The 26,135-nt window shown below is 45.4% G+C and carries 18 protein-coding genes and 1 tRNA gene; 13 read left to right on the top strand and 6 right to left on the bottom strand.

The window, feature by feature from the left end:
- The first annotated feature begins 44 nt into the window (after positions 1 to 44).
- Both ACQY3M_RS00655 and ACQY3M_RS00650 read left to right on the top strand, forming a co-directional pair.
- Positions 45 to 1,043 (top strand): hypothetical protein, encoded by a 999-nt coding sequence (locus ACQY3M_RS00655; RefSeq protein WP_428065235.1) that lies wholly within the window; start codon positions 45 to 47, stop codon positions 1,041 to 1,043.
- A 139-nt stretch (positions 1,044 to 1,182) separates the two neighbouring features.
- A complete protein-coding gene (locus ACQY3M_RS00650) occupies positions 1,183 to 2,058 on the top strand; it encodes a DMT family transporter (RefSeq protein ID WP_428065233.1) in 876 nt (291 codons plus the stop codon).
- Here ACQY3M_RS00650 and ACQY3M_RS00645 read toward each other — a convergent pair.
- The 3 genes from ACQY3M_RS00645 to ACQY3M_RS00635 are packed head-to-tail and all read right to left on the bottom strand — an operon-like array spanning position 2,045 to position 4,028.
- Positions 2,045 to 2,698: a phosphopantothenoylcysteine decarboxylase gene (locus ACQY3M_RS00645; RefSeq protein ID WP_428065231.1), complete on the bottom strand. Its 654-nt coding sequence runs from the start codon at positions 2,696 to 2,698 to the stop codon at positions 2,045 to 2,047. The genes ACQY3M_RS00650 and ACQY3M_RS00645 overlap by 14 nt on opposite strands.
- On the bottom strand, positions 2,695 to 3,231 hold the full coding sequence (locus ACQY3M_RS00640; protein ID WP_428065229.1) for a flavoprotein: 537 nt from the start codon (positions 3,229 to 3,231) through the stop codon (positions 2,695 to 2,697). The genes ACQY3M_RS00645 and ACQY3M_RS00640 overlap by 4 nt, the downstream gene beginning before the upstream one ends.
- Positions 3,228 to 4,028 carry a type III pantothenate kinase gene (locus ACQY3M_RS00635; protein WP_428065227.1) on the bottom strand — a complete coding sequence of 267 codons (801 nt, stop codon included), beginning with the start codon at positions 4,026 to 4,028 and terminating at the stop codon, positions 3,228 to 3,230. Before ACQY3M_RS00635 ends, ACQY3M_RS00640 begins: the two co-directional genes overlap by 4 nt.
- Before the next feature lie 218 nt (positions 4,029 to 4,246).
- Here ACQY3M_RS00635 and ACQY3M_RS00630 point away from each other — a divergent pair, with 218 nt between their 5' ends.
- Complete coding sequence (locus ACQY3M_RS00630; protein WP_428065225.1) at positions 4,247 to 5,233, top strand: hypothetical protein; 987 nt, start codon at positions 4,247 to 4,249, stop codon at positions 5,231 to 5,233.
- Positions 5,234 to 5,303: 70 nt separating this feature from the next.
- On the opposite strand, the gene ACQY3M_RS00625 is transcribed toward ACQY3M_RS00630, so the two are convergent.
- Entirely contained in the window at positions 5,304 to 6,029 is a 726-nt protein-coding gene (locus tag ACQY3M_RS00625) for a sugar isomerase domain-containing protein (protein ID WP_428065223.1), read from the bottom strand.
- A 101-nt stretch (positions 6,030 to 6,130) separates the two neighbouring features.
- On the opposite strand from ACQY3M_RS00625, the gene ACQY3M_RS00620 reads away from it, so the two are divergent.
- From ACQY3M_RS00620 to ACQY3M_RS00610, 3 genes are read left to right on the top strand one after another with little or no spacing between them, the layout of a single operon-like run.
- The gene (locus ACQY3M_RS00620; RefSeq protein WP_428065221.1) at positions 6,131 to 7,279 is read left to right on the top strand and encodes an efflux RND transporter periplasmic adaptor subunit; all 1,149 of its coding nucleotides are present in this window, start codon (positions 6,131 to 6,133) and stop codon (positions 7,277 to 7,279) included.
- 10 nt (positions 7,280 to 7,289) lie between these two features.
- Positions 7,290 to 10,502 carry an efflux RND transporter permease subunit gene (locus ACQY3M_RS00615; RefSeq protein ID WP_428065219.1) on the top strand — a complete coding sequence of 1,071 codons (3,213 nt, stop codon included), beginning with the start codon at positions 7,290 to 7,292 and terminating at the stop codon, positions 10,500 to 10,502.
- A complete protein-coding gene (locus ACQY3M_RS00610; RefSeq protein ID WP_428065217.1) occupies positions 10,495 to 11,874 on the top strand; it encodes an efflux transporter outer membrane subunit in 1,380 nt (459 codons plus the stop codon). The genes ACQY3M_RS00615 and ACQY3M_RS00610 overlap by 8 nt, the downstream gene beginning before the upstream one ends.
- Positions 11,875 to 12,040: 166 nt before the next feature.
- Here the strand turns inward: ACQY3M_RS00610 and ACQY3M_RS00605 are convergent, their stop codons facing one another.
- Positions 12,041 to 13,831, bottom strand: coding sequence for an LTA synthase family protein (locus tag ACQY3M_RS00605; RefSeq protein ID WP_428065215.1), 1,791 nt, complete (start codon positions 13,829 to 13,831; stop codon positions 12,041 to 12,043).
- 95 nt (positions 13,832 to 13,926) lie between these two features.
- Here ACQY3M_RS00605 and thrS point away from each other — a divergent pair, with 95 nt between their 5' ends.
- From thrS to ACQY3M_RS00570, 7 genes are all read left to right on the top strand, one after another.
- Positions 13,927 to 15,672 carry a threonine--tRNA ligase gene (gene thrS / locus ACQY3M_RS00600; protein ID WP_428065213.1) on the top strand — a complete coding sequence of 582 codons (1,746 nt, stop codon included), beginning with the start codon at positions 13,927 to 13,929 and terminating at the stop codon, positions 15,670 to 15,672.
- Between the two features lie 268 nt (positions 15,673 to 15,940).
- Entirely contained in the window at positions 15,941 to 16,981 is a 1,041-nt protein-coding gene (locus tag ACQY3M_RS00595) for a hypothetical protein (protein WP_428065211.1), read from the top strand.
- Between the two features lie 42 nt (positions 16,982 to 17,023).
- Positions 17,024 to 17,105: transfer RNA gene (locus ACQY3M_RS00590), tRNA-Leu, on the top strand.
- A 126-nt stretch (positions 17,106 to 17,231) separates the two neighbouring features.
- Positions 17,232 to 18,434 carry an ABC transporter permease gene (locus ACQY3M_RS00585; RefSeq protein WP_428065209.1) on the top strand — a complete coding sequence of 401 codons (1,203 nt, stop codon included), beginning with the start codon at positions 17,232 to 17,234 and terminating at the stop codon, positions 18,432 to 18,434.
- The gene (locus tag ACQY3M_RS00580; RefSeq protein WP_428065207.1) at positions 18,427 to 19,092 is read left to right on the top strand and encodes an ABC transporter ATP-binding protein; all 666 of its coding nucleotides are present in this window, start codon (positions 18,427 to 18,429) and stop codon (positions 19,090 to 19,092) included. Before ACQY3M_RS00585 ends, ACQY3M_RS00580 begins: the two co-directional genes overlap by 8 nt.
- An 82-nt stretch (positions 19,093 to 19,174) precedes the next feature.
- Entirely contained in the window at positions 19,175 to 19,981 is an 807-nt protein-coding gene (locus ACQY3M_RS00575; protein WP_428065205.1) for a hypothetical protein, read from the top strand.
- A 164-nt stretch (positions 19,982 to 20,145) separates the two neighbouring features.
- Positions 20,146 to 20,979 carry a hypothetical protein gene (locus tag ACQY3M_RS00570; protein ID WP_428065203.1) on the top strand — a complete coding sequence of 278 codons (834 nt, stop codon included), beginning with the start codon at positions 20,146 to 20,148 and terminating at the stop codon, positions 20,977 to 20,979.
- 1,349 nt (positions 20,980 to 22,328) lie between these two features.
- On the opposite strand, the gene nifJ is transcribed toward ACQY3M_RS00570, so the two are convergent.
- A complete protein-coding gene (gene nifJ, locus ACQY3M_RS00565; RefSeq protein WP_428065201.1) occupies positions 22,329 to 25,871 on the bottom strand; it encodes a pyruvate:ferredoxin (flavodoxin) oxidoreductase in 3,543 nt (1,180 codons plus the stop codon).
- Between the last annotated feature and the right edge of the window lie 264 nt (positions 25,872 to 26,135).

The raw sequence follows: 26,135 nt of genomic DNA, 5'->3' as shown, positions 1-26,135 counted from the left end.
CGTCGCTTGGAATTTCGTTTATTTCTTTGAAAGAAGGGAACTTTATGAAAAAATATATTTTTATTTTGGCATTATTGCTTCTTGTAGGGCCGGTTAATGCCCAACGCGTGGTAAAATATATAACGTTTTACCCCGTACCTTACGGCAGCCACGAAAGACTGAACGTGGAAGAAGAATTTATGGTTAATATGGGCAATGATATGACTTCCGAAGTCGGCGGAGAGGTTTATATTGACGGAGTTTCTGATTTTGAGGGATTTCTTGATATATCTGCCGGTTCCGGCGCCAATACCGTTTCTACCGGTACCATAAGAAGCGGGAACGTAAGCGGCAGTGTCTACGGTACGGCGGATTTACAGGGCAGTACATTTATAACGAATGTCAATACCAACAATACCTTGTTCAGCGCAAATGTAGCCGGCGTATCAATGTTGATGTCAAATACCCTTGTCGGCGGCAAGAGTATAACTAATTTATTGAACTGTTCTTCTCCTTCTTGGAGATCATTGAGAGTAAAAGGAAGCGAGGAGTGCAAAACTTACTTGACGTGCGGCGGAAGCGGCGACACCGGCTGTGCCGAACCGCCTGCAATTATTTGCGAAACTAATTACTGTTTGGATTCAACCAATACTTGCAGACCTAAACCCTCTACCACCAGATCTTGCGTCGGAAATGTTGCCAATGCCATAAGCGGAACGCAGTATCGTACTACCGCATGTTCTCCAGGAACTGGGTGGTCTTTGACCATGTGGAGCGGTACTTGTACTTGTGCGTCGGGCTATGAATGGTCCGGAGGTCTTTGCCTTAAGAAGGAAACTTATTCGACAAAATGTTATAAGCAGGACAGTTATTTTTGGTGTAACTTGATGGGTAACGGAGGCGGTAACTGTATTGGTCTCGAACATGGTCCTTCTTATTCTTGTATACCGTACGGAGATTCTTCTCAACCTACGTCCACCTGCCAAGATCATACAGGTTGTTATGCCTGCTTCTGTACTGCTGATGGCGTAGGGAATGAGGGTTTTAAACCGGCAATTATATAAATATCGACTTGTAATGCTTTTTAAACCGGCCTTTTATAAGGCCGGTTTTTTTATTGGCTATAAGCGCTCTCTTGAAAATTTTCCTCTCAAGATGCCGTTTGATCAGGAGAGGCATCTTTAAAATTGATAAAATATAAATATGAAATTTTCACCCAATCAAGCCTTGTGGCTTGCCCTTTTTATAACGGCGGGCTCGCCGATAGCCGGTAAATTTACCGTTGACTATATGTCGCCTTCGTTCGTTCTTATTTTTGGAACTTTAACAACCCTTTTGATTTATGCTCCTTGGCTTACCAAAAATAAACTTTGGGGCAAATTGTTTGACAAAGAGATCAGAAGCAGGCTTTCTGTAATGGGCCTGTTCGGTACGGCTTTGCCGTTTTTGCTTTTATTGATTGCGCTTAGGTGGACGACGCCTTCAAATTCAGCGATATTAAATCAAGCGGAAAGCGTGTATTCAATAATATTCGCTATGATATTCCTTAAGGAAAAGCCCGTTTTTAAACAAATTATCGGCACCTTGATGATAGTTTCCGGCGCGGTTTTAATATTGGCGGTAAACGGCTATACTCCCATGTGGAAAGGCGACCTGTTGGTTTTGGCTACGGTATGGATGTTCCAAGTATCACATATCGCGGCCAAGAAGCTGCCCGCCGACATCAGCGTGGATTTTATAACCGCGGCGCGTGGGTTTTACGGATTTATTTGGAGCGCGGTTATCGCTTTAATCGGCCTTCCTTTGGGTATGGATATAACCTTTAAGATATCGGGGCCTTCGTTTATTTCGCTGTTGTACATAGCGGTATTTGTTTACACTTTGCGCAATAAATTCTGGTACGAGGCGATAAGAAATATGCCTCTTGCCAAAGCCACGGCCGTAATACTTTCCTACCCCGTGTTTACTTATGTAATTTCGCTCGCTGTTGGTTTTGACGAGATACGGCTATATCAGATTTGCGGGCTTATTTTGGCTTTAAGCGGAGCGTATATGGTCACTCTGCTTAAAAAGTCTTAATTGCCAGAGTTCGGGCCAATATTGTATCGGGTAACTTCGCAAGCGAGCAAGTCTTTTGCTTTACGACGTTCTTATAAATGGTAAAACTCCTTGATTTTTGCGTTATTTGCGTCAAATCGTTATGGACTACGAAATCCGCGCCCTTCACTTTTGACACCGCTTCGACAACAGACTTGCCTTTTGCTCCGTTGGTCAGCTTAAAAGCGACGAGTACGGGTTTATTGGCGGCATAGTCTTTTATTCTTTCGACTATTTTAAAATTACTTTTTAATACTATTTGCAAATCTTTGTCGGATGGGAGCTTTTTTACGTCTTTGGGCAGCAGCTTCTTATCGCCGCAGATTATCACTTTGGGCGAGAAATCGCTTACCGCGGCAAGGTGAATAATCAAGTCAAAATTTTCTTTTTTTATAGTTTTCTTTATCAGTTTGTCTAAGGAGTCAAAATCCGTAAAGAAATCTTTTCGGCACGAACTCGGCAGATATTTTGCCGTTTTGGCACATAACGCTAGGACTTTATGTCCTTGCTTGTGCAAAGAATCGGCTAAAAAACTACCCGTCGCGCCAGAGGAAAAATTGGTGATGAATCGAACTCCGTCTATCGGTTCGGCCGTAGCGCCGAGCGTTATCAGTATTTTCATAATCGTTCTTTAAGGAAAGCCAATATTTTTTCCGGTTCTTCCATTCTGCCTTCGTCGCAGTCGCCGCAAGCCAGCTGGCCTTTTTGGGGGCCTATAAAAATTACGCCTCTGTCCTTAAGCGTTTGGACGCTTTTTAAAGTGGCGGGGTTGCGATATAAATTGACGTTCATTGCGGGCGCTATAAAGAACGGCTTTTTATAATCGTGCGCGGCCAGCAAAGTGGAAACGAAGTCGTCCGCTATACCCGCGGCCGTTTTGTTGATGATATTGGCGCTTGCGGGGCATAGCAGGGTAATATCGGCCCATTTGTTAAGCTCTATATGTTTAAGATAAGTGTCGGAAGTAAACATATCGAAGAAAAGTTTCCTGTGGGTGAGGCCCTCAAGCGTGGCTTGCCCTATAAAATTAAGGGCGTTTTTTGTGGCGCAAGGCTGCACCTGCGCGCCGCTTTTGACCAAAGCCGAAATAAGCGAGCAAGCTTTAAAGCATGCGATGGAGCCGCTTAGTACAAAGAGGATTTTTTTGTCTTTCATTTGGAGGCCCTTTTCTTTTTCTTTTCTTGCGTTCGGTTGACTTCCAGAGCATATTTTATGCCTTCAAGCAGGAGGTCCGGGTCATAGCAGTCGAAGACTCCGCTTTTTTCAAACATTCTGGCAAAGCCGCCCGTAGCGACGACAAGGGCGTCTTCGTCGTTGAAACATTCTTTTCTAAAGCGGAATATATATTCCTTAATCATACCTAAATGACCGTAGTATAGCCCGGATTGCAGTTGATGTTCGGTAGTGCAGCCGGCGGCTTTTCTGGGTTTTATTATTTCGACGTTTGAAAGCAGGGCTGTATTCCTGGTAAGCGCGTTTAGGGATGTCCCTACCCCTACGGTAATGGCGCCGCCTTTGTATTCTTTGTTTTTGGAAATGGCGTCAAAAGTATTTGCGGTTCCGAAGTCCACCACGATTAGATTTTGATTGGGGAAGCGTTTAACTGCGGCCATACAATCGGCGACCCTGTCCGCGCCGAGTTTGTCGTAAGAGGCGGGTATTTTTATACCGGTCTTTATTCCGGCTTCTACGATAAAAGGCTTTATGCCGAAGTATTTCGCGCAGCAGTTTGTAACCGTTCTTAAAAGGGAAGGGACGACGGAAGATATGGAAATATCGGTTATTTCCCTGGGGTTTATTTCGTGTTCTCTGAGTATGGCGGTGAGAAATATGCCCAGTTCGTCTGAGGTTATGGAGCCTATCGAAGTCTTGCGGAAGCGTGCTTTAATGGTATCGCCGTCAAATACGCCGGCGAATATTTGGGTATTGCCTATGTCTATGGTGAGGATCATAAGTCTCCTTGCTTTAGTTCCCCAAAGGGTAACGTAGCCGTTAATGTTAAATATAGCGCAAGTAACCATAATTAAATTGGTTCCTGCAAATATATTTTAGCATTTATTAGGACTTAAGGCCTAAGTGGGGGAGGGCCTTTTTCCTCTTGAAACGGCAGGGTATAAAGAAATACAATTAAATAAAAGGCATTTTTTCTTAAGGAGAAAAGGAGATCGTAATGATAAGAAAAATTGGGATAATAGCAGTTTTATTGATGTGTGGTGTATTATGTTTTGCAAATGATATATCTTCATATAATATGTCCATTTCGGATTCAGCCTCGCAAAAGCTGGACGCTTCTTTGCAGCAACATCATCAGAAATATGCTTCCCAGGGTGCGTCGGAAGAGGGCGTTGTAACTTTAAAATTTGATATAGACAAAACGACTACCGGCATAGACGATGCAGGCCATGCCGGCGAAGTTGTACATTTTTTTGACACTACCCGCAAATGCTCTCTTATCAAGATAGACGATAATTGGCTTATAGGGTCTTCCTATTGTTTTAACTTTGATAGATACGAGGAATATAAAACCTGGACATTTAACGGCGATACCGTAAAGGAAATAAAGAATGTTCGTTTAAATGGGGAGAAAATAACCTCCATAATCAAAGACGGCTCCGTAATTTACGGCAATAATAAAAAAGGGCTTACTCCGTTACCTTTATATTTGCAAGGCGATATAATGCTTGTCTATATAGGCGCCAATGCCGATTTAAAGAAAGAATACGCCGATCTTCCGAAAGCCAATATATATATACCCTCTAAGTCGGAATATAGCGTAGCTGATTATAAGGGCTTAAAATTTTACGTAAGCAGAAAGAGCGTTGTATTCGGTATAAGGGAAAAACAAGAGCGTGAGATAGGCGAATATTGCAGCGATACCAAATGCATAAAATTGAAATTCGGATTATTCCATGCCGAAGCGATGTCCGGCGATCCTCTTTTTGCCGTAGCGCCGAACAATATGGAATTTATCGTAGCGTTTAACACGGGCGATTTTAAAAAGGACGAAGACCAAAAACGCAGCCGCTACTTTAAAGAGCTTAACAACGATTCTTATAAAGCCATTGAAAAGATAGTAAGCTCTAAAGATGCCGCTGCCTGGCGCAGAATAAAAGTAAAGATAGCGCATACTCCCAATTCTTTCGTAATAAAGAAATAGGCAATTTTTATATGGAAAAAGCCGCCTCTTAAAAGGCGGCTTTTTTTATTTTCGATATAGGTTTAATTGTCTAATGCAAGTGGAGTATTCTGTTTTTGTATTTCTCCGCTAGTAAAGTGTTAACTTTATCGCCGCCGTCGTTGCTGCTTAGGTAAAGCGGCAGCGCGACGCCTTTTTGCGCCAATATTTCCGCCGCCTGATACATTGCGGCGTTTATTATTGCCGCGCCCGCTATGGTGGATACGGGGGCGATGTCTTTGCCGTCTAGTTTTAAAGCGGTTTCTTGTTTTGTGCAGCAATTGTCGATTAAAGCGTCGGCCAAGTCGCGCAGCATTTTTCCGCTTGAGTGTCTGGACTTTGTGTTTTTATGGGCTTGTACGGCGGTTATAACTATGACTTTAAGGCCTTTTTCTTTTGCAAATAAGGCGGCGTCAATGCCGGCGGGGTTCCTGCCTGAATTGGAAATTATTATAATACAGTCCTTTTTCGTCAAATTATGCCTTTTAAGGATAATGGGGGAAAGGTTTTCCAAGCGTTCCATATCGGTCGCGGCGTGGGCCGAAGGCATAAAGGCGAGGGAAGGATCAAGTATCGCGCTTACGCAGGCGGGGCAGCCGCTTCTGTGAAAGTTTTCCACCGCGACGCTGTGGCTGTGTCCCGCGCCGAAGGTATAAATGATGCCGTCGTTTTCTATGGTGTCTGCCAAGATTTGGGCGGCTTTTGAAATATTGTTTTCTTGTGTTGTATCAATTAGGGACAACAATTCCGCTATCTTATTTAAATATGGGTTTTTCATAGAATAATTATAACTGTTTTTGATAGTATAATGGTATAATATTTTCGTTCGAGTCCCATTTGGGGGAACAATAATTTTATTATAGAAAAGAGGATAATTTAATGAAGAAAAAAATGACTTTAGGTATTTTTTCTTTGGCCGTCTTGGGTCTGGTTTTGTGCGGCTGCGGGGAGAGCGCGGCTCCATCTGTCCAGGAAATACTGGTAAACGGTATAACGGTTACCAGGCAAGACGCGCCTTTGAATATAGAGTATCCCGCGCAGATAGACGGCTCTTTGAACATAGACGTCAGGGGGCAAGTCGGCGGGATATTGAAGGAACGTTTGTACACGGAAGGCTCCTATGTGGAAAAAGATACTCCTCTTTTCATAATAGATCCTCAGCCCTATGAAGTCGCTTTGGAGAAGGCTAAAGGTTCCTTGGCTCAAGCGCAGAGCGAGGTCAAAAGGACAAAACGCGACTATGAAAGAATGGCAAAACTTATAAAAGAAAATGCTGTAAGCGCCAAAGAACACGACGATGCCCTATCTGCCTACGAGCGTGCGCAGGCAAACGAACAAGTGGCAAAAGCCGGTTTGGAAGAAGCCGAAATCAACTTGGGTTATACCACGGTCAAGGCGCCTATATCGGGTATAACCGGCAAAGAGGCTCAGTCGGTAGGCAGTTTGATATCACCGTCCTCTCCGGCCTCAAGTTTATTGACGACAATGGTGCAAACCAATCCTCTTTATGTCAATTTTTCGGTACCCAGCAGGGAGTGGGACAATGCCCCCAAACTCAGAAAAGCGGGGGAAATTAACCTGGCGATGGAAGAAGTCGGGGTAGAAGTATTGCTTAACGACGGCAGCGTATATCCGGAACTTGGCAAGATATTCTTCGTGGACAGCTCCGAAGATGTCAAGACTTCCTCCGTAGCTATAAAAGCGCAGATCCCCAATCCGGACAGGTCGCCTTTATTGATGCCGGGCAAATTCGTAAAAGTTCGCTTGACTAATATATCATATAAAAACGCTATTTTAATACCCGTTTCCGCTTTGGTACAAGGCGATAATGGATATTCCGTTTACGTGGAACGCAACGGCGTGGCGGAATCGGTGCCGGTAAAGGCGTCGATATCAGGTTCAAGGGCTTTTATAAACGAAGGCTTAAAATCGGGCGATGTGGTGATCACCGAAGGTCTGGTGAAAATAAAACCCGGGCAGAAAGTCAGAGTCAATATAGTTGCCAATGACGTTTTGAGCGAAGAATAAGGGGTAAACAATGTTTTCCAAATTTTTTATAGAACGTCCGATATTCGCAACGGTAATATCGCTGTTTATCCTGCTTGCGGGTATAGTATCGATAACCAACTTGCCCATAGCGCAGTATCCGGAGCTTACCCCGCCTTCAATAGCGGTAAAGGCTCAGTATCCCGGCGCTTCGGCCGAGGTCATAGCGGAATCCGTCGCCGCGCCGCTGGAGCAGAAGATAAACGGCGTGGACAATATGATTTATATGAACTCCGTATCCTCATCAAACGGGGATATGAACTTGACCGTTTACTTCAATATCGGCACGGATGCCGATCAAGCGATGATAAACGTAAACAACAGGGTTCAGTCTGCACAGTCGTCCTTGCCGGAAGACGTAAGGAAATACGGCGTTACCGTAGACAAAAAATCCAGCTCCATTTTACAGATAATATCTATAACTTCGCCCAATTCCACCTATGACACCACCTATATGGGCAATTACGCTTTGGTAAACATCGTAGACGATTTAAAACGTATTTCGGGCGTGGGCGACGCGCAGGTAATGACTGCCAACGATTATTCAATGAGAATATGGCTCAAACCAGACGTAATGGCCAAGCTGGGCATATCCACAAGCGAGGTGGCAGCCGCGATACAGGAGCAGAATGCTCAAAGAGCGGCGGGCAAAATAGGGCAGCCTCCTTTGGATATCAAGGTGGACAGAGTATATTCCATAGAGGTTGAAGGCCGTTTAAAAACCCCGCAGGAATTTGGCAACATAATACTTAGGGCTAACCCGGACGGTACCTCTTTAAGGCTCAAGGACATAGCGGATATAGAGTTAGGCTCCCAGACTTATGAATTTGTGGCAACCCAGAACGGAAAGCCGGCGGTACCGATAGGCGTGTATTTATCGCCTGGCGCGAACGCGGTCGCTACTGCCGAAGCGGTGGATGCGAAAATGGCGGAAATTGCGGCCAATTTCCCGCCTGATATGACATACAATGTTCCTTACGATACGACGATATTCGTAAAAGTATCCATAGAGGAAGTAATCCATACACTTATAGAAGCCATGATATTGGTATTTGCCGTGGTGTTTTTGTTCCTGAAAGATTGGCGCGCCACTTTGATACCGTGTTTGGCAGTGCCCGTATCGATAGTAGGCGCGTTTGCGGGAATGTTGCTTTTCGGATTTTCGATAAACACTTTAACCTTGTTCGGCTTGGTGCTGGCGATAGGTATCGTGGTTGACGACGCGATTATCGTAATAGAGAACGTGGAGCGTTTAATGCACGAGCGCGGCCTTAGCGTAAAAGATGCTACGATAGAGGCTATGAACGAGGTTTCCGGCCCGCTGGTAGCGATAGTGTTGGTGCTTTCTGCGGTGTTTGTGCCGGTATCGTTTATGGGCGGAATGACGGGCGCGATGTACCAGCAATTTGCCATAACGATAGCGGTATCTGTGGTTATATCGGGCCTTGTCGCTTTGACTTTGACGCCCGCTTTAACGGTATTGATATTCAAAAAGCCCGAACATAAAGACAGCGGCTTTTTCGCGTGGTTTGACAAGAAGTTTGAATCTCTTACGGAAAAATACGTATCTGGCGCTAAGTTTTTTGTCCAGCACGGTACGGTGGCTTTATGCGCTTTCGCCGTTGTGCTGCTGCTGGCGGCGGGGCTGTTTAAAATTACGCCTACTTCCTTGGTGCCTGACGAGGACCAAGGCATAATGATGACTTCGGTGATGTTGGACCCGGGTTCCTCTTTGGATAAGACGGAAAGCGTCGTTTCAAAAATGGGCGGGATAATACAGCAGGAACCGCAAGTTGCCAATATATTGGCCTTTGGCGGATTTGATTTAATATCCAGCTCCATGAAGAACAATTACGGCGCGTTTTTCATAACTCTTAAAGATTGGAAGGAGCGCGAAAGCCAGGATTTATCCGTCAGCGCGCTGATAAGGTCGATATATATCGCGGGCATGCGGGATATCCCCAACGCTTTGATATTGCCCTTTAATATGCCGCCGATATCCGGTATGAGTACGACTGGCGGGCTGGAAGGGTATATCCAGAGCAGGGGCAGCAATGCCACCAGCGTGGATTTGGAGCAAAGCGTAAGCAAATTTATAAGCGCGGCCCAGAAAGACCCGTCCGTACAATCGGTTACCACCACGTTCAGCGCGAGCGTACCGCAGCTAAAATTAATGGTGGATACGATAAAAGCCAAGTCGATGGGAGTATCGCTTAACAGCCTTTTTGCTACGCTGCAGGCGACATTTGGCACTTATTATATAAACGACTTTACCAAATTCGGCCGCAGCTTTAAGGTAATGATGCAGGCGCGCGGCGATTACAGGGCTCATAAAGAGCAGATTAACGGGATATACGTAAAATCGGACAGCGGTGATATGGTGCCTTTGTCGGCTTTGGTATATTTTACCGATATAAAAGGCGCGGACACCGTGGAGCGCTTCAACCTGTTTAAAGCGGCAAAGGTTTTGGTGACCCCGGCCAGCGGATATTCCACCGGCCAGGCGATGGCCGCTATGGAAAGAACCGCCAAGGAAGTATTGGGTACGGATTACAGCTTGGCTTGGACGGGTTCGGCCTATCAGGAAAAGCTGACTGGCAGCGCTTCGACAATGGCTTTGCTGCTGGGCTTGTTGGTGGTGTTTTTGATACTTTCGGCGCAGTACGAAAAATGGTCCTTGCCGATAGCGGTGATGATGGCGGTTCCCTTTGCGATATTCGGTGCCTTGGCGGGGGTGTATATAAGAGGTTTGCACTTCTTGCCGAGCGATTTGGCGCAGAAAATATCCTATATATCTTCCGGCGCTTTTATATCGACGCTTAATAACGATATTTACTTCCAGATAGCCTTGGTGACGCTGGTGGGATTGGCGGCGAAGAACGCCATATTGATAGTGGAATTTGCGGTAATGATAAAGCAAGAGGGCAAGAGCGCGGCGCAGGCCGCGATAGAAGCGGCTAAACTGAGATTTAGGCCGATAGTGATGACTTCTTTGGCGTTTATCTTGGGCTGTATGCCTTTGGCTTTGGCGGGCGGCGCGGGTGCGGCCAGCCGCCATTCAATAGGTACGGCGGTGGTAGCGGGCATGTTGGGTGCGACTTTATTGGCGCCTTTATTCGTGCCGTACTTTTTCGTGCTGACCTCGGGCAAGGATAAGGGCCCGAAAACCGTTGAAGAAAAAAAGGAAGGGGGCGAAAATGCGTAAAGAATTGACGGTTTTAACGGTATTTTCTTTATTGTTTAGCGGCTGTCTTATGGGGCCGAATTACAAAAGGCCGGAACTCTCTTTGCCTGAGGGGCAGGAAGAGGATTTTGGCGTATTTGTAAGCGAGAAGTGGTGGGAGATGTTTAACGACCCCGTCCTCAACGCTTTGGAGGAAGAAGCCCTTGCCAACAATAAGGATTTGACTGTCGCAATGGCCAAAGTGGAGGAAGCAAGAGCGAAGCTTGGCTTGGCTTATGCCGATCAGCTGCCGACTTTGAACGCTACGGGCTATGCTCAAAGGACGGGCGTTTCTACGGGCCACCCTTGGGCGCAGTACAATATCGGCTTGACGGCGGCTTATCAGTTTGATTTTTGGGGCAAATACAGAAGGCTGAGCGAGGCGGCGCGCGCGGAACTGTTAAGCACGGAATCACAAAAGGATACAGTAAGGCTTACCTTGACGGCCGATGTAGCCAATTATTATTTTTCCTACATCACTTTAAAGGAACAAGTTGAAATATCCAAACGCACTTTACAATCGAGGAAAGAGAGCGTAAGGATATATTTGGTCAGATACAAAAACGGCTATTCGACGGAGTTAGATTTAAAGAGAGTTGAAGCGGAAATGGCCGGGGTAGAGGCTTCATTGGCGGAGTTTGAAAGGCAGTTTGCTTTATCTCAAACGGCTTTGTCGATGCTTTTAGGGCGCAGCCCAAAGGAGATAATAGAAGGCAAACTAGAAGGCACGCCGCTGCAGGAAGTTAAAGTTATTCCTGAAGTTCCTTCGGGTATACCGGCAGATTTGTTAAGGCGCCGCCCCGATGTCAGAGCGGCAGAGGGCATGCTGATAGCGGCCAATGCCAATATAGGCGCGGCGCGGGCGGCGTATTTCCCCAATATAGTATTGACAGCCTCGGGCGGATATGCCAGCGACCAGTTGGGTACATTGGTGGCGCCGGGAACCTCTTTTTGGAATGCGGGCGCCGGTTTGATACTGCCTGTCTTCCAAGGTGGCAAAATAAAGAGCCAAAATAGGCAGGCCAAAGCCGTGTACAAACAGATGTTGGCCTCATACGAGAAGGCGGCGCAAAACGCCTACCGCGATACTTACGACGCTTTGACTAATAATCAGTTCTACCGCAAAATAGTCGTGGCTAACACATCGCAGGTAAAGGCTTTGGCGCGCAGCTTGGATTTGGCGCAGAAACAGCAAAATGCCGGCCTTATAGACATTTTGGACTTGCTGGATGTGGAAAGGAATTTGTTAAGCGCGGAAACGAGCCTCGCGGCGGCGCGGCGCAACCAGCTTAGCGCATTGGTGGCGATAGCGCAGGCTTTGGGCGGCGGCTGGCAGGAAGCGCCCGAGAACTGATTTTCTTAACTTTCCGAATAAAATCCCCGCCGTTTCCTAGCGGCGGGGTTTTTGTTTTTTATTTTGCGGTAAAGATGTTTATAATGGAATACTTTAACGGGCGGATATTTATTTGTATCTGATTTTCTAAAAATTCCCTTACAAGATTTTATATGTGGAAAGCCTTTTAGCTGTCCTTTTTCATTTCGGTTTCTTTTTCTTGGGTTAATACGCCGTATAGCAAATGTATCAGCGCTTTATCTTCCTTATTGCCGGAATTAAGGGGTACAAACCTTGTGCCTGAAGCATTTTTGACCGCAATGTAATTATCCTTGATATTAAACACCGTGCGGGGGGTGTCCTCAAAAATGCTTCTGCCGAACATCCCTTGCGGCGCCGGTATGCCCGCAAGAGCGAGTATCGTCGGGGCTATATCCTGCTGGGATTTGAACGGATCGGGCGATATATTTTCCAAAATGGGCTTTTGGGATATAAATATCATTGGGACTTCGTCAAAAACAGGGTGATAATCTTTAAACAGCCCGCCCGTATCCAAGTTCGCAAAGAAGGGGTGGTCGGCAGTGATTATCAAAAGAGTTCTATCATCGAAGATTCCCGCGTCTTCCAAGGCTACTATAAAAAGGCTTAAATCGTAGTTGTAATTGCCAAAAGCCCGCGGCATATTGGGGCGTTTATACAAATCCTGTAAATCCTCATTGTCTTGAGGGGTGGTTAAAGGTGGGTATTCCTGCCCCAGATAATCGTTCCTGCCGGTAGGGACGTGAGTGTCTACCGTTAGAATATTCATAAATAGTTTTTCGTCTTTATGCTCTTTTAAATACTTTACTGCATAATCAAAAAGTTGCCTATCCGTTAAGCCCCACCAAGCGATATACGGGGCGTATTCGGGAATGGTTTCAAAATATTTAGCGCCGTAAATCTCATCAAAACCCGCGGATTTTAAGATTATATGTTCGTCCATATACTCTTCATTCGCGCCGCGCAAAAATACAGTTCTGAAACCTTGTTCTTTTAATATCTTTGCCACTGATAGCGGATAATCATTGTTAAAACTAAGTTCCGCGTTTGGGTGCCCGGAAAATATTACGCTTAGCCCATACAGCGTAGAGAGCGTTACCGATTTTAAAGAGGCGAAGGGATAATCTTTTATCAGCAAATCGAAGGTATCGCTAGCATCCGAGGGGATTTTCGGGTTAAACGTTTTGATGAATTTATTGGAAAAGGCTTCCGTAGTCAAAAGTATTATTCTGTCGTAGGTGTTTTTATTGGTAAAATTAGTGGGTTTAAAGAGGTTGTATTTATCGGCCTCTTTTTGCAGATCTTCGGGGAGGATATCCATTTGCTTATACTGCGGTTTCTGCGTCAGCAATTCTTTTATTATTCCCGCGACGGTGGTATCCATAAGATGCTGGGAGAAGAATACGTCGTATCCTTTCATAAAATTAAGAGGAGTAAACAGCGCCAATACTACCAAAAGCACAGCCGAGAGCGCTATTTTCTTCGCGCTTGCGTGGCGGCCGGGTTTGTGCCACATATTTTTTATCGCAAAGAATGGGAAAAGGTAAAGGAATGCCAAATATAAAAGCATACGAATATCCAGCATAAACTGATATTGCGCTCCGCCCAAGGTCATAAGGTATTTTACGCCGAATCGTTCTTTAAAATAGACCAAGAGCACTATATCGGCCGATATAGTTACATAGTACAGAAAAAGTATTAAGGCAAAGAAGGCTGCCCTCGTGAAGCCCATCACGTGAAAAAGGCTGACTATTACCGAGATGGTAAGAAATTCTACGGCGAATTTGTTTAAACCGCCCAAAGTGCAGGCCGTCCACGTCATGGCGTCCAGCTGATACAGCCCTACAAAATAGAATATAAGGCCCGGCAACGAGAGTAAAGCATATAGGAAAAAATCCTGTTTTAAAAGGGAAAGATATTTTTTGATAAAAGAAGTCATAAATAATCCGTAATATAAAAAAATGATAAAATAATTATACATTTTAACAGCAGTGACATGAAAGCGGGAACGTTTTTCCCGCGGAGGTATAGCTTATGGATAATATTGAAATGAAACGCCATTCCTGTTCGCACGTATTGGCAGCAGCCGTGCAGGAACTTTTCCCCGGCACCAAACTGGGAATAGGGCCGGCGATAGAAAACGGATTTTATTACGATTTTTTGTCGGATCATAAATTCACGCCCGAAGATTTGAAAACCATTGAAGACAAAATGAAGCAAATCGTCAAAAGCAAGGAACCTTTCGTTCGCAAAGAAATAAGCAAGAGCGAGGCGGAGGCCTTGTTTAAGAGTAAAGGCGAGGACTTTAAGGTAGAACTTATCTCCGAGCTTCCCGAAGGCGAGATCAGTATATATACCAACGGTTCTTTTGTGGATTTGTGCCGCGGGCCGCACGTGGAGCATACGGGTGTGCTCAATAATTTTAAACTTACCCATACCGCGGGGGCCTATTGGCGCGGCGACGAAAAACGCCCGCAAATGCAGCGTATATACGGCATAGCTTTCGAAACGAAGGAAGAACTTAAAGACTATATCAAACAGCAGGAAGAAGCCGCCAAACGCGACCACCGCAAATTGGGGGCTGAACTGCAGCTTTTCAATATCAATGACGACGTCGGCCCCGGTTTGGTGCTTTGGATGCCTAAAGGCGGTATGCTAAGAAAGGTTTTGGAAGATTGGATTAAAGAAGAAAACCTTAAAAGGGGTTATGGCCTAGTTACTACGCCGCATATCGCGCGCCTTCACCTGTGGGAGAAATCCGGCCACGCCAATTTCTATACCGACAGTATGTTCAAACCGATAGAAGTAGATGAACAAAAATATCAATTAAAGCCGATGAACTGTCCGTTCCACATAGCGATATACAATACCGCTTTGAGAAGCTACCGCGATTTGCCTTTGCGCCTTTTTGAACTAGGTACTGTGTACCGCTATGAAAGGTCGGGCGTAATGCACGGGCTTTTGAGGGTGAGGGGATTCACTCAGGACGACGGCCATATTTTCTGTGCGCCGGAACAGATTGAAAAAGAGGTGCAGGATTGCTTTAACTTTGCCATGCATATAATGAAGACTTTCGGCTTTGAAAAATTCAAGGTGGAACTGTCTACGTGGGACGAAAAACATCCTGAAAATTATACGGGTAAATCCGAGGATTGGCATAGAGCGCAGGCCGCTTTGGAAGACGTGTTAAAGACTAACAACATCCCCTATACGGCGCATGCTGGCGAAGCTGCTTTCTATGGGCCGAAGATAGACATTAAATTGATAGACGCCATCGGCAGGCCGTGGCAGCTTTCCACTATACAGTTCGATTTCAATTTGCCCGAACGTTTTGATATAACCTATGTCGCTGCGGAAGGGCGCAAACGCCCGTTGATGGTACACCGCGCTATGCTTGGCTCCGTTGAGCGTTTTATAGGAATATTGATAGAGCATTATGCGGGCGTATTTCCGCTGTGGCTTGCCCCGGTTCAGGCAAAGGTTCTTACCTTGACCGACGCTCAAGTCCCTTACGCAAAAGAAGTATGCGATAAGCTTACCGCGGCGGGTTTAAGGCCGGAACTTGACGATAGGGGGGAAAAGCTCGGCGCGAAAATCCGCCAAGCGCATTTGGAGAAAGTCCCCTACACCGTAATCATCGGTGCTAAAGAGGTGCAGGATAGGACTGTAACCATACGCTTAAGAAGCGGTAAAAACGTCGAGAATGTCAAATTGGAAGACTTTATTTCTAAACTTAAAGAAGAAAACGATACCAGAAGTCTTGCAAATTTGTATAATTAGGAATACCAAAAAAGAAAAGGCCGTCGCAGAAGCGGCGGCCTTTTTTGTTTTTTAATTAAAGCGGCGCCGGTATTTTATTTCAATTTTATTTTTAGATTATTATTTGTTTTAACCAAGCGGCGGTATAAGGGACGAAAGGTCCTATATGAAAAATGGGTCTAATTGCTCTTGTGAGCAAGAGGATTATCTTTTAGAATTTACTTATTAAAAGTAAAGGGAAATAAAAATTAAGATAAACAACTGTTTCTGCAGCAAGATAGGAGGAGCTATGTTAAAGAAAATCATATCAATAGCGCTAACTGTATTTATGATGATACAGGGCATATCTACGCCGGTATTTGCTTCCACAGGCACGGGAAAAAACAATAATGTGACCTTGGAAGATATTGAGCAGCTTCTTGCAAGCCAAGAAAAAGAATTTAACAAGAAAGTATATGTATACGGTGCGGCCGGTGCGGCAGGCGCGGCCCTGATTGGCGGAGGAATATACGTATATTACACGCAGAAGCAAATTGCAATGCTCAAAAAACGCAATTTGGTATTGTCTTATAAAGTCTCTAAGATAGAGAATATGATAAACAATGCTATTAAAGACGATGTTTCAATAAACAGAAAGGTGGCGAAAAATACCAAACTTGTTCAGACGAATAAAGCTTATATAGACGAATTGGTAAAATATGTAGAGGAAATTATAGGGGCGTTGAATTCGCACAGTGAAGCGATAAATTCTTTGGCGGAAGAAGCGGCGGAAGAAGCTGCCGAAAATGCCGTTCCTCCGCGCCGCCCGATAGGGTTTAATGCTGCCAGGGAAGCGTCCGAAGAAGCAGCCAAAAAGACTGAAGCCCAACTGACCAAAGGTCTGCAATCCGTTAAAAATATAGGTAAAAAAGCAGGTGTACTTGGTATTTTGATAGCGGGAGTGGTAGCGGCGTCTTATGTTTATCATTCTTCCGAAAAATCCCAAACCCCTATAAGCAGCAAACGCATCGCATATAAACGCTATTTGGAAAATGCTTACAAAAACAACGAGGGATTTTTTATCTTGGACGTGTTGGCGTTAAGCGGCGAGGATAGAGCCATAACAGCTTCCATTTTGCACGAGAGTGTAGGTACGGATAGTGATTATTACGAACTTTTTGTAAAACAACAGCAATCTGCCAAAGAAGCTGCCTCCGAGGCCAAAGCAGTGGAAGATATAAGGGCTTTCTCCGACGAGGTAAAATCGGATAATGATAAATCGATAGCGGATTTTTCTGCATTGTTTAAAGGTTCTGCCGTAAAAGATTATATAAATGGTTTTGCAATATAATCGATATATGGTATAATTTATATGTTGAAAATTTAAGCAGTCGCGCAGGTGGCGGAATTGGTATACGCGTGCGTTTGAGGGGCGCATGCCTTACGGCTTGGGGGTTCGAGTCCCCCCCTGCGCAAGAACGATTTTAGGCCGGGGCAACCCGGCCTTTTTATTTGGATTAAAAATATTGCTGTTTTTAGAGCAAATGTTTCCTTGCTTTCTTAAATTCTATCTTTAAGTAATATTTAATATAATTGTTATTATGAGGTTTGAAACTTTCATCGCGATTAGATATTTGCTTTCCCGCAGTAAAGGGGTGTTTACCGTTATTACAACGATAATAGGCATACTTGGAGTATGCGTCGGCGTTGCGGCATTGGTAACGACTCTGGCGGTAATGAGCGGATTTCAAAACGATATTAGAAACAAAGTAATAGGCGCGCAGGCGCATATAATGGTTTTGGGTTCTATGCCGCAGGGCAGATATGAGAAAGTCCAAAATATAATATCTTCCGTTAAGCACGTAAAGGCCAGCGCGCCCAATATATTAGGGCAGGCGATATTAAATTATTCCAATTATTCCCAAGGTGTAGTAATACGCGGTCTTGACGCCGAACAGGAAAAGAACACCAGCGATTTGCCCAAATCCTTGATAGAGGGGAGTTTCGAGCGGGAAGGGGTTGAAGCTCCTTTAGTATTGGGGGCGGAACTCGCGAATAATATGGCTTTAGATATAGACGATGATGTTGTATTGGTATCACCCAGGTCCTTGGCGGGTGGATTGCCGAAAATGAAACGCTTTAAAGTTACGGGCATTTTAAAGACTGGTTACTACGAGTTTGACAACACGATAGTTTATACCGATATAAAATCCGCCTCGGACTTTTTAGGCCTTAAAGGGGGGGTGACGGGCTTATCGGTTAAGCTGGACAAACTTGACAATGCCGATGAGGCCGCCGCTTTAATAACTGAAGCTACCGATGGGCAATATATTGTCAGAACATTTATGCAGTTAAACAGTACTTTGTATGCGGCCTTAAAGCTGGAAAAGGTTATGATGTTTATAATACTCTCTCTGATAATATTGGTTGCGTCTTTGAATATAACTTCAAATTTGATTTTATTCGGCACGGAAAAGCTTAAGGATATAGGGCTTATGAGGGCGATGGGGGCTAGTCCTTCTCGGATAAGGCGGATATTTATTTTAGAAGGTTTATATATAGGCAGTGCGGGGGTAATATCGGGTATAATATTGGCCTTGGTATTATGTTGGGCTATAGCTACTTTTGACATAGTGGAACTCCCTGGCGACATATATTATCTTACCAAGGTGCCGGTAAGCCTTCAGCTGTGGGATATATTAAGCGTAGTGGCAGGGAGTTACTTTTTATGCTTCCTTTCGGCGATATACCCCGCGTACAGGGCTTCTAAGGTAAATCCAGTGGACGCTATAAGATATGGATAAGATATTGGAAATAAAGAATTTGACGAAGATATATAATGACGCCGGCGGCGAAATAAGAGTGCTGGACGATATTTCTTTGGATGTAGAGCGGGGCAAGTTTATAGTATTTATCGGGCCCAGCGGCAGCGGGAAGAGTACTCTTTTAAATCTTATCGGTCTTTTGGACGGGGCTACAGCCGGTTCAATACTCTTTGAGGGGAAAGACATTCTGAAGCTTAAGGAAGAAAAGAGGGCCAAACTCCGTTTAAGCAAATTTGGCTTTGTATTTCAGTTTGACAGCCTTATGCCGGATTTTACTGTTTTGGAAAATGTTAATTTGCCCGCCTTGATAAAGGGGAGAAACAACTTTGCTTATGCTAGGAAATTGCTTGCCAAATTCGGTATAGAGGCATTAGCCGATAAAATGCCGCCTTCAATCAGCGGAGGGGAAAAGCAGAGGGTTGCAATAGCAAGGGCTTTGATAAACAGCCCCAAAATTCTTTTGGCCGATGAACCTACTGGCAATTTGGACGGCGAACGCAAGGAACAGGTGTTTAAGGATTTTGCGATGGCAGCCTCGGAAGGCCTTACCGTGCTAATGGTAACGCACGATATAAAAGCGGCGGAATATGCCGACGAATGCTATAAAATAGCGGACGGCAAAGTGAACAGAATTTAAATTCATTTTGCTTAAGTTGGTATTTCGCGAGTAATATTTATATAATATTTGTGGCAAAATGTTAGATTAGAGGTTAAAGGTTATGTTAAATAGGAATTATCTGTTATTCACTCTGCTTTTCCTGGGAATGTTTACGGCATCTGCTGCCGCACAATTTCATGGGGCTTATAAGGACAAGCAAGGGCTGGTTCAATATAAATATACTGCCGATGACGAATGCGGATATGAGACATCGACAAGAACACTCTGCAACAACGGAGAGTGGTCCGAGTGGGATCAGCCGTGTCCCGATAATATATGTTCCAACAACGAATGTTGGAATGGAACCTCGTGCGAAAGCAAACCCGCGGCTCCCGTTTGTTTGAAAGATCTGAGTTCCAAACCTTACGAGCGAGATTTATGGGGCAAACAATGCACGCAATGGGCCTGTAAGGAAGGGGAGGGCTTTGTCTGTATGAAGTACAGGGAAATAAAAAATAGTATAACATATTATTTTAAAGATGGAGAGATATCTCTCGCTATCCCGTCCGGTAATGTAATCAATAGCGGATATTGGTCAGGATTGTACCCTTGGGATGACTGTGCTGGTAAGAACTGGTGGCAACAATTATGGAGCGATTGCGACCTCTACTCTTATTATGAGCCCAAATATGGCATTACAAAATCAGACGTGTGTCCATCGGGACACCCTTATGTAGAAACAATGTGTCACCAATATGCCCCTTCAAAGGGAATAACGGTTAAGAATTTTTGCGGGGTTTCCTACATCGAATCCGTTTCCAGTTGGGGCTGTTACCAGGAGGATCCCGACGGCGGATGGGCTGTCGCCAGGTGCGATTCCTTTGCCAACTCCAGCATACAAGAAAAAGACGGCCCGATATATTACTAAGTTTTCACCTGTATTATGATACGCCCCTTGCTTTACGAGGGGCGTTTTTATAGTAATATTAAATAGAGATATTGTAAAATATGGAAACTGCTTTAAAATATTATTATATCCGAATATTGTATATTGAACATTTCTTTGATTAAAAGGTTAGTTAAGGAGGGGATATGGATTTTTTAGTAAAAAAGACAGTCTTGATGCCATTTGCTTTGACGGTCTTATGTTTTTTTTGTTCATTACCGATAAAATCTAATGCACAGCAATTGGTTCAGATTGGCTGCAATACCGTGGGAGCTGTCGAGTACAGATATAGCCCTCAAGGCGAATGTGGCACTAAAGAAGAGAAAAGGACCTGCTGCGGCGGCGGACAAACTTCTAGCGGATTGTTTGTGCTTCAAAATTGGAGCGGCTGGAATGAGGATTGTCCCGAGCTATGCGTAGATAAAAATCCGTGTACGAGCGACGCCGATTGCTGTGGCGGTAAGGTTTGCAGCCAACCTTCCGGAGTCGGGGCTAGTTTAAGATATTGCGCATATGTCCAGCAGGACGAATGTTTGGAATCCGAAAAGCCGACATGTTCTATACCTAACGGTACTTGTTCTTATATATGCACATGCAGTAATGGCAAATGGGTAAATTGTACGAAGCGTGTCGTTTGTAAAAGCGGTTTTATATTGAAAGGCACAACAGATTCCCCTTGCTGTGAAAATGTAAATTGCGGTAAGACAGGCCCCAATAACTGGCAATATCCATGCTATTGTGCCACTATGGGAGCATTAGATTACGGTTGGGTTTTCCAAACGGACAGGCATAGTTGTAATATGGCTTCAGGCGGGACAGATCCCACTGTCGCATGCGGACAATGTAATGCTTCCATGAAAGGTGCGGAGTGTACGCTTCGCAATGATGGTGGCGGCTTGGTAGGTGCGCCTGATATAAATAACGGTTGGAATTGCACTTTGTACATCTGTCAATTTGGCGGCGGCGTAACCTGGAACTAAGCAAATCATAAGTATTTTTAAAACCCCTCAATATTTTGTATTGAGGGGTTTTCCATTTTGGCAAGACAAATAAGCGTAAAGTGTAATAAAATAAGATTTTTTCATTGAAAAGTATAGAAAAAATTATATTAATAAGCTAATATATTAATACGCAGGTAAAATATATAATATCTGCTAAAAAGGTTAGTTAGGGAGAAAATATGAATTATTTAAAACGCAAAATAAGTTGTGTTTTGATGATAGCCTTCGCTGTTATTGTGGCAAATACTTTTCCGTTGGCTGTTTATGCGCAAAATCTTGTTATAAACAATTGCAAACCTGTAGGGGCGGTGGAGTATAAGCCTAACGGTTGCAGCACGTCTATGCGGACCTGTTGCCAGGGTGGGCAAACCTCTAGCGGATTGTTTGTGCTTCAAAATTGGAGCGGCTGGGATGAGGCTTGTCCTACTCTATGTGTAGAGAAAAACCCGTGTACCAGCAATGCCGACTGTTGCGGCGGGAAAGTTTGTAAAGCAAGCAGTTCCGGTGGCATTGTAAGGAAAGTATGTCAATTGGCCGCTGTTGAAGATAATTGCTTGGAATCGCAGAAACCGACGTGTTCTTTATCAAACGGAACATGTAAATATAATTGTACATGCAGTAACGGTAAGTGGACAAATTGCACTAAAGTAGAGACCTGTAATAGCGGTTATAGGAGTGTTAAAGCGTCAGACGGCAGTATTTGTTGCGAAATTGCAAACTGCGGAAGAGAAGGCCCAAACGGTATGATTGCTAGGTGTATTTGTGCAACGGATATCAAGGATGAATTGGGCCATAGGTGGGAATATTTGGGAACGAGCTATAACTGTACGGGATTTTGTCCCGTAGGGACTCCGTCCGATGGGGCCACTTGCCCTGATCATTGGGCGGGCGCATTCTGTACGACTCACCATTCTTGGACGAACAGAGGAGAAGAAATCTGTAATCAATACTATTGCAGATAAAACATTAAAGACATCTTTTAATTAGCCCCGGTTGATTATTCAGCCGGGGTTTTATTTTATATAAAAGCAGTTTTTAAATAGATTTTCTTTCTATGTATCTTAAAAGAGTTATTATCTGGGATTATCCAATAGCTTTTTAACACAGTAAATGGCGTAATTGGGAAATCGAGTATTTGCTGTTATAATGCTTTGCGATAATATATCATAATTCTATGAGATAACTATTATTGCCAGCGGATATATTTTGATTTTGGCAGTCTAAAAGATAAACAAAGAATTTTTTAGGGGGAGGCTCTTTATTTATTACGATGAGATAAAATAAAAAACCCGCGCTTTAAAGCGCGGGTTTTTTGCTTAAATAAGCGTTTATTTCTTGGCTTCTTCGCCATCGCCGGGCAGGGCGGCAAGCTCTTTATAGAGTTTGCGTCTGTAAGCGTATTCCTGCTCGGCTATCTTGAGCAAGCGCTCAGCCCTTTCGGGATTGTTCTTCATCAGCGTTTTGAACCTATTTTCGCCGGACATAAAGTCTTTAAGCGCGATTGTCGGTTCGCCGCTGTCGATTTTGAGCGGGTTGAGGCCCTGTTCCTTCAAAGCCGGGTTATAGCGGTAGAGTATCCATCTTCCGCTCTGTACGGCTTTTTTGGCTTCCAAGAGGCCTTTGCTCATATCGATGCCGTGCGCTATGCAGTGTGCGTAAGCGATTACCAAAGCGGGGCCGTCGTAAGCCTCGGCTTCGGCGAGGGCTTGTACCGCCTGGTTCATATTCGCGCCCAGGTTGATTTGCGCCACATAGATATTGCCGTAGGTCATAGCGATCATACCGAGGTCTTTCTTCGGCATAGATTTGCCCGCCGCGGCGAATAAGGCCACCGCGCCCATAGGCGTCGCTTTTGACATCTGACCGCCGGTATTGGAATATACTTCGGTATCCATTACCAATATCTTTACGTTCTTGCCGCTGGCCAATACGTGGTCGAGACCGCCGTAACCGATATCGTAAGCCCAGCCGTCGCCGCCCAATATCCATACCGATTTCTTTACCAAGTAATCGGCCAAGGCGAGCATTCTCTCGTCTTTGGTGAGGGTTTTGAGTTTGGCGACTCTTTCTCTCTGGACGTCAATTTCGGCGGTGGTGTTTTGCTTGGCGGTTAATATTTCGTCAACCAAAGTGTCGTTGCCCAAGGTCGGTTTCAAGGCCGTAAGCTGGGCGGCCGCATCGCTGAAGAGCTGATCGTAAGCCAAGCGGATACCCATACCGAATTCGGCGTTGTCCTCAAAGAGGGAGTTTGCCCAAGCGGGGCCTTTGCCGTCGTCGCGTTTGCAATACGGGGTAGTCGGCAAGTTGCCGCCGTAAATTGAGGAGCAGCCCGTAGCGTTGGCTATCGCCAAGTGATCGCCGTGGAGCTGGGTCAACAATTTAACGTAAGGCGTTTCGCCGCAGCCCGCGCACGCACCGGAGAACTCAAACAAAGGCTTCTGCATTTGGGAACCTTTTACGCTCTCTTTCTTCGTCTTGACGTCGGCCTGTTTCAAAGCGAGGAAATATTTAAAGTTCTCGCTTTCCGTCGCTCTCAAAGGAAGCTGTTCAACCATATTGATGGCTTTCTTGTTGGCGTCGGTCTTATTCTTGGCGGGGCAGTTTACCACGCAGGCTCCGCAGCCGGTGCAGTCTTCCACGGCCACCTGTACGGTGAATTTAAGGCCGGCCAAATCGGCTTTGCCGTCGGCAGACTTAAAGGTCGCGGGTGCGTCTTTCATATCCTCGGCTTTATAGGCCTTTATGCGGATAGCGGCGTGTGGGCAGACCAAGGAGCAGATACCGCACTGTATGCAGGTATCGGGGTCCCACGCCGGGCACATAATAGCGATATTGCGTTTTTCGTACTGGGTGGTGCCGGTAGGGAATATGCCGCCTACGGGCATCTTGGAGGTCGGCAATTCGTCGCCGTTGTTGGAAATTATCTTGCCCAATACGTCTTTTACGAATTCGGGCGCGTGGGCCGGTACCGGCGGTTTCATTTCCAATGTGGAAGTAACGTGATCGGGATATTTAATCTCGTGTAAACCGTCAAGGGCGGCGTCCACCGCGGCGTAGTTCTTGTTGACTACTTCCTCGCCTTTCTTGGAGTAGGTCTTCTTGATGGCCTGTTTGATGGCGTCAATGGCGGCGTCTTTTTCTATTACGCCCGCTATGCCGAAGAACGCCGTCTGCATTATCGTGTTGGTTCTGGAGCCCATGCCCGTCTTTAAAGCGATGTGGGAAGCGTCAATAGAATAGAATTTAAGTTTCTTGTCTATTATCTGCTTCTGCACTTCTTTGGGGAGTTTATCCCAAACTTCTTCTTTGGAATACGGAGCGTTCAAGAGGAAGGTGGAGCCTTCTTTGGCTTTGCCCAAAATGTCGTATCTTTCCAAGAATGAGAACATATGGCAGGCGATAAAATCGGCGTGCTCGATAAGGTAAGGCGCGCGGATATATTTCTTGCCGAAGCGGATATGGGAAGTCGTCATAGAGCCCGATTTCTTGGAGTCATAGACGAAGTAACCCTGCGCGAAGTTATCCGTTTTTTCGCTGATGATCTTCATCGTGTTTTTGTTGGCGCCTACGGTACCGTCGGAACCCAAGCCGTAGAACAAGGCATTGAAAGTTGCGGTTTCGGAGGAATCTCTCTTCAAAACCGGGGTCTTGAGGGATTTGCCGCCCAAGTCGTCTTCTATGCCTACGATGAAACCGGTTACCGGTTCTTTGGCGTCTAGGTTGTCAAACGCGGCCTTTACCATGGCGGGGGTAAACTCTTTGGAGCCGATACCATATCTTCCGCCGATGATGAGGGGGGTAGTTTCAAATTTGGCTTTCGCTTCGTTGGTTAAGAAAGCGGAGCAAACGTCCTGGAACAAAGGCTCGCCGAGTGAACCGGGTTCTTTGGTTCTGTCAAAAACAGCGATTTTCTTTACGGTCTTGGGGAACGCGTTGATGAAATCCGCCGCGCTGAAGGGCCTAAAGAGTTTCACTTTAAGTACGCCCACTTTTTCGCCTTTCATGCGTTCTACCGCGGTCTGGGCGACGTCCGCGCCGGAGGCCATAATAACGACGACTTTCTCCGCATCTTCCGCGCCGACATATTCAAAAAGGTCGTATTTTCTGCCGGTAAGCTGGGCGAATTTGTCCATATATTTCTTTACTATGGCGGGTGTGTTCAAATAGAATTTGTTTACGGCTTCCCTTCCCTGGAAATAAACGTCGGGGTTTTGGGCGGTGCCGCGAATGGTGGGTGATTCGGGGTTCATGGCGTTCTCGCGGTGTTTGGCTACGAGTTTATCGTCAATCATTTCCTTCATCGTTTCTTTGGAGATTACGTCCACCATATTAAGTTCGTGAGAAGTTCTAAAACCGTCAAAGAAATGCAGGAACGGCACTCTGGCTTCCAAAGTGGCCGCTTGGGATATTAAAGCGAAGTCCATCGCTTCCTGCGCGTTGGCGCTGGCGAGCATAGCCCAGCCGGTCTGGCGTACGGCCATAACGTCGCTGTGGTCGCCGAAAATGGATAAAGCGTGGGTAGCCAAAGCTCTGGCCGACACGTGAAATACCGTCGGGGTGAGCTCGCCCGCTATTTTGAACATATTGGGGATCATCAGCAAGAGCCCCTGCGAAGCGGTGAAGGTCGTCGTAAGAGCGCCGGCCGCCAAAGCGCCGTGCACCGCGCCAGAGGCGCCGCCTTCGGACTGCATTTCGCTTACTACGGGTACATTACCCCAGATATTTGTTTCGCCTTTGGCGGATTTTGCGTCGCAAATCTCGCCCATAGTGGAAGAAGGCGTAATAGGATAAATTGCTATTACTTCGTTGGTTGCGTGGGCGACATGCGATACCGCGGTATTGCCGTCCATCGCCGTTAATTTCTTGGACATTTACATTCTCCTCAGTTAAGTAAAGCGCGCGTATGCCTGCGCATATCCGCGCTGACTTGTACATTGTATAACTTTATTGAGGCCAGGGCAACAATTATAATGTTTATACATTTTACCCCTTTTATGTCCAGTTTATATGCAGCCGTTTTGCGGCTGCTGTAACCTTTTGGGGGGTATTGTCAATCTTGAGATTATTGCCTTACAATGCCATGTCATATAATTTCTTGTGGAAAATAAGAGCATTAGCCTTTAATCGTCTTTTTC

Source organism: Candidatus Proelusimicrobium volucris, from assembly GCF_959605025.1.
Taxonomy (GTDB): domain Bacteria; phylum Elusimicrobiota; class Elusimicrobia; order Elusimicrobiales; family Elusimicrobiaceae; genus Proelusimicrobium; species Proelusimicrobium volucris.
The sequence above is the reverse complement of the archived record's forward strand: the minus strand, read 5'-3'. Positions and strand labels throughout refer to the sequence as shown.

Excerpts from the sequence above, each read along its gene's own strand:
- ACQY3M_RS00655 (WP_428065235.1), top strand. The coding sequence starts at position 45 with ATGAAAAAATATATTTTTATTTTGGCATTATTGCTTCTTGTAGGGCCG.
- ACQY3M_RS00650 (WP_428065233.1), top strand. The coding sequence starts at position 1,183 with ATGAAATTTTCACCCAATCAAGCCTTGTGGCTTGCCCTTTTTATAACG.
- ACQY3M_RS00645 (WP_428065231.1), bottom strand. The coding sequence starts at position 2,698 with ATGAAAATACTGATAACGCTCGGCGCTACGGCCGAACCGATAGACGGA.
- ACQY3M_RS00640 (WP_428065229.1), bottom strand. The coding sequence starts at position 3,231 with ATGAAAGACAAAAAAATCCTCTTTGTACTAAGCGGCTCCATCGCATGC.
- ACQY3M_RS00635 (WP_428065227.1), bottom strand. The coding sequence starts at position 4,028 with ATGATCCTCACCATAGACATAGGCAATACCCAAATATTCGCCGGCGTA.
- ACQY3M_RS00630 (WP_428065225.1), top strand. The coding sequence starts at position 4,247 with ATGATAAGAAAAATTGGGATAATAGCAGTTTTATTGATGTGTGGTGTA.
- ACQY3M_RS00625 (WP_428065223.1), bottom strand. The coding sequence starts at position 6,029 with ATGAAAAACCCATATTTAAATAAGATAGCGGAATTGTTGTCCCTAATT.
- ACQY3M_RS00620 (WP_428065221.1), top strand. The coding sequence starts at position 6,131 with ATGAAGAAAAAAATGACTTTAGGTATTTTTTCTTTGGCCGTCTTGGGT.
- ACQY3M_RS00615 (WP_428065219.1), top strand. The coding sequence starts at position 7,290 with ATGTTTTCCAAATTTTTTATAGAACGTCCGATATTCGCAACGGTAATA.
- ACQY3M_RS00610 (WP_428065217.1), top strand. The coding sequence starts at position 10,495 with ATGCGTAAAGAATTGACGGTTTTAACGGTATTTTCTTTATTGTTTAGC.
- ACQY3M_RS00605 (WP_428065215.1), bottom strand. The coding sequence starts at position 13,831 with ATGACTTCTTTTATCAAAAAATATCTTTCCCTTTTAAAACAGGATTTT.
- thrS (WP_428065213.1), top strand. The coding sequence starts at position 13,927 with ATGGATAATATTGAAATGAAACGCCATTCCTGTTCGCACGTATTGGCA.
- ACQY3M_RS00595 (WP_428065211.1), top strand. The coding sequence starts at position 15,941 with ATGTTAAAGAAAATCATATCAATAGCGCTAACTGTATTTATGATGATA.
- ACQY3M_RS00585 (WP_428065209.1), top strand. The coding sequence starts at position 17,232 with ATGAGGTTTGAAACTTTCATCGCGATTAGATATTTGCTTTCCCGCAGT.
- ACQY3M_RS00580 (WP_428065207.1), top strand. The coding sequence starts at position 18,427 with ATGGATAAGATATTGGAAATAAAGAATTTGACGAAGATATATAATGAC.
- ACQY3M_RS00575 (WP_428065205.1), top strand. The coding sequence starts at position 19,175 with ATGTTAAATAGGAATTATCTGTTATTCACTCTGCTTTTCCTGGGAATG.
- ACQY3M_RS00570 (WP_428065203.1), top strand. The coding sequence starts at position 20,146 with ATGGATTTTTTAGTAAAAAAGACAGTCTTGATGCCATTTGCTTTGACG.
- nifJ (WP_428065201.1), bottom strand. The coding sequence starts at position 25,871 with ATGTCCAAGAAATTAACGGCGATGGACGGCAATACCGCGGTATCGCAT.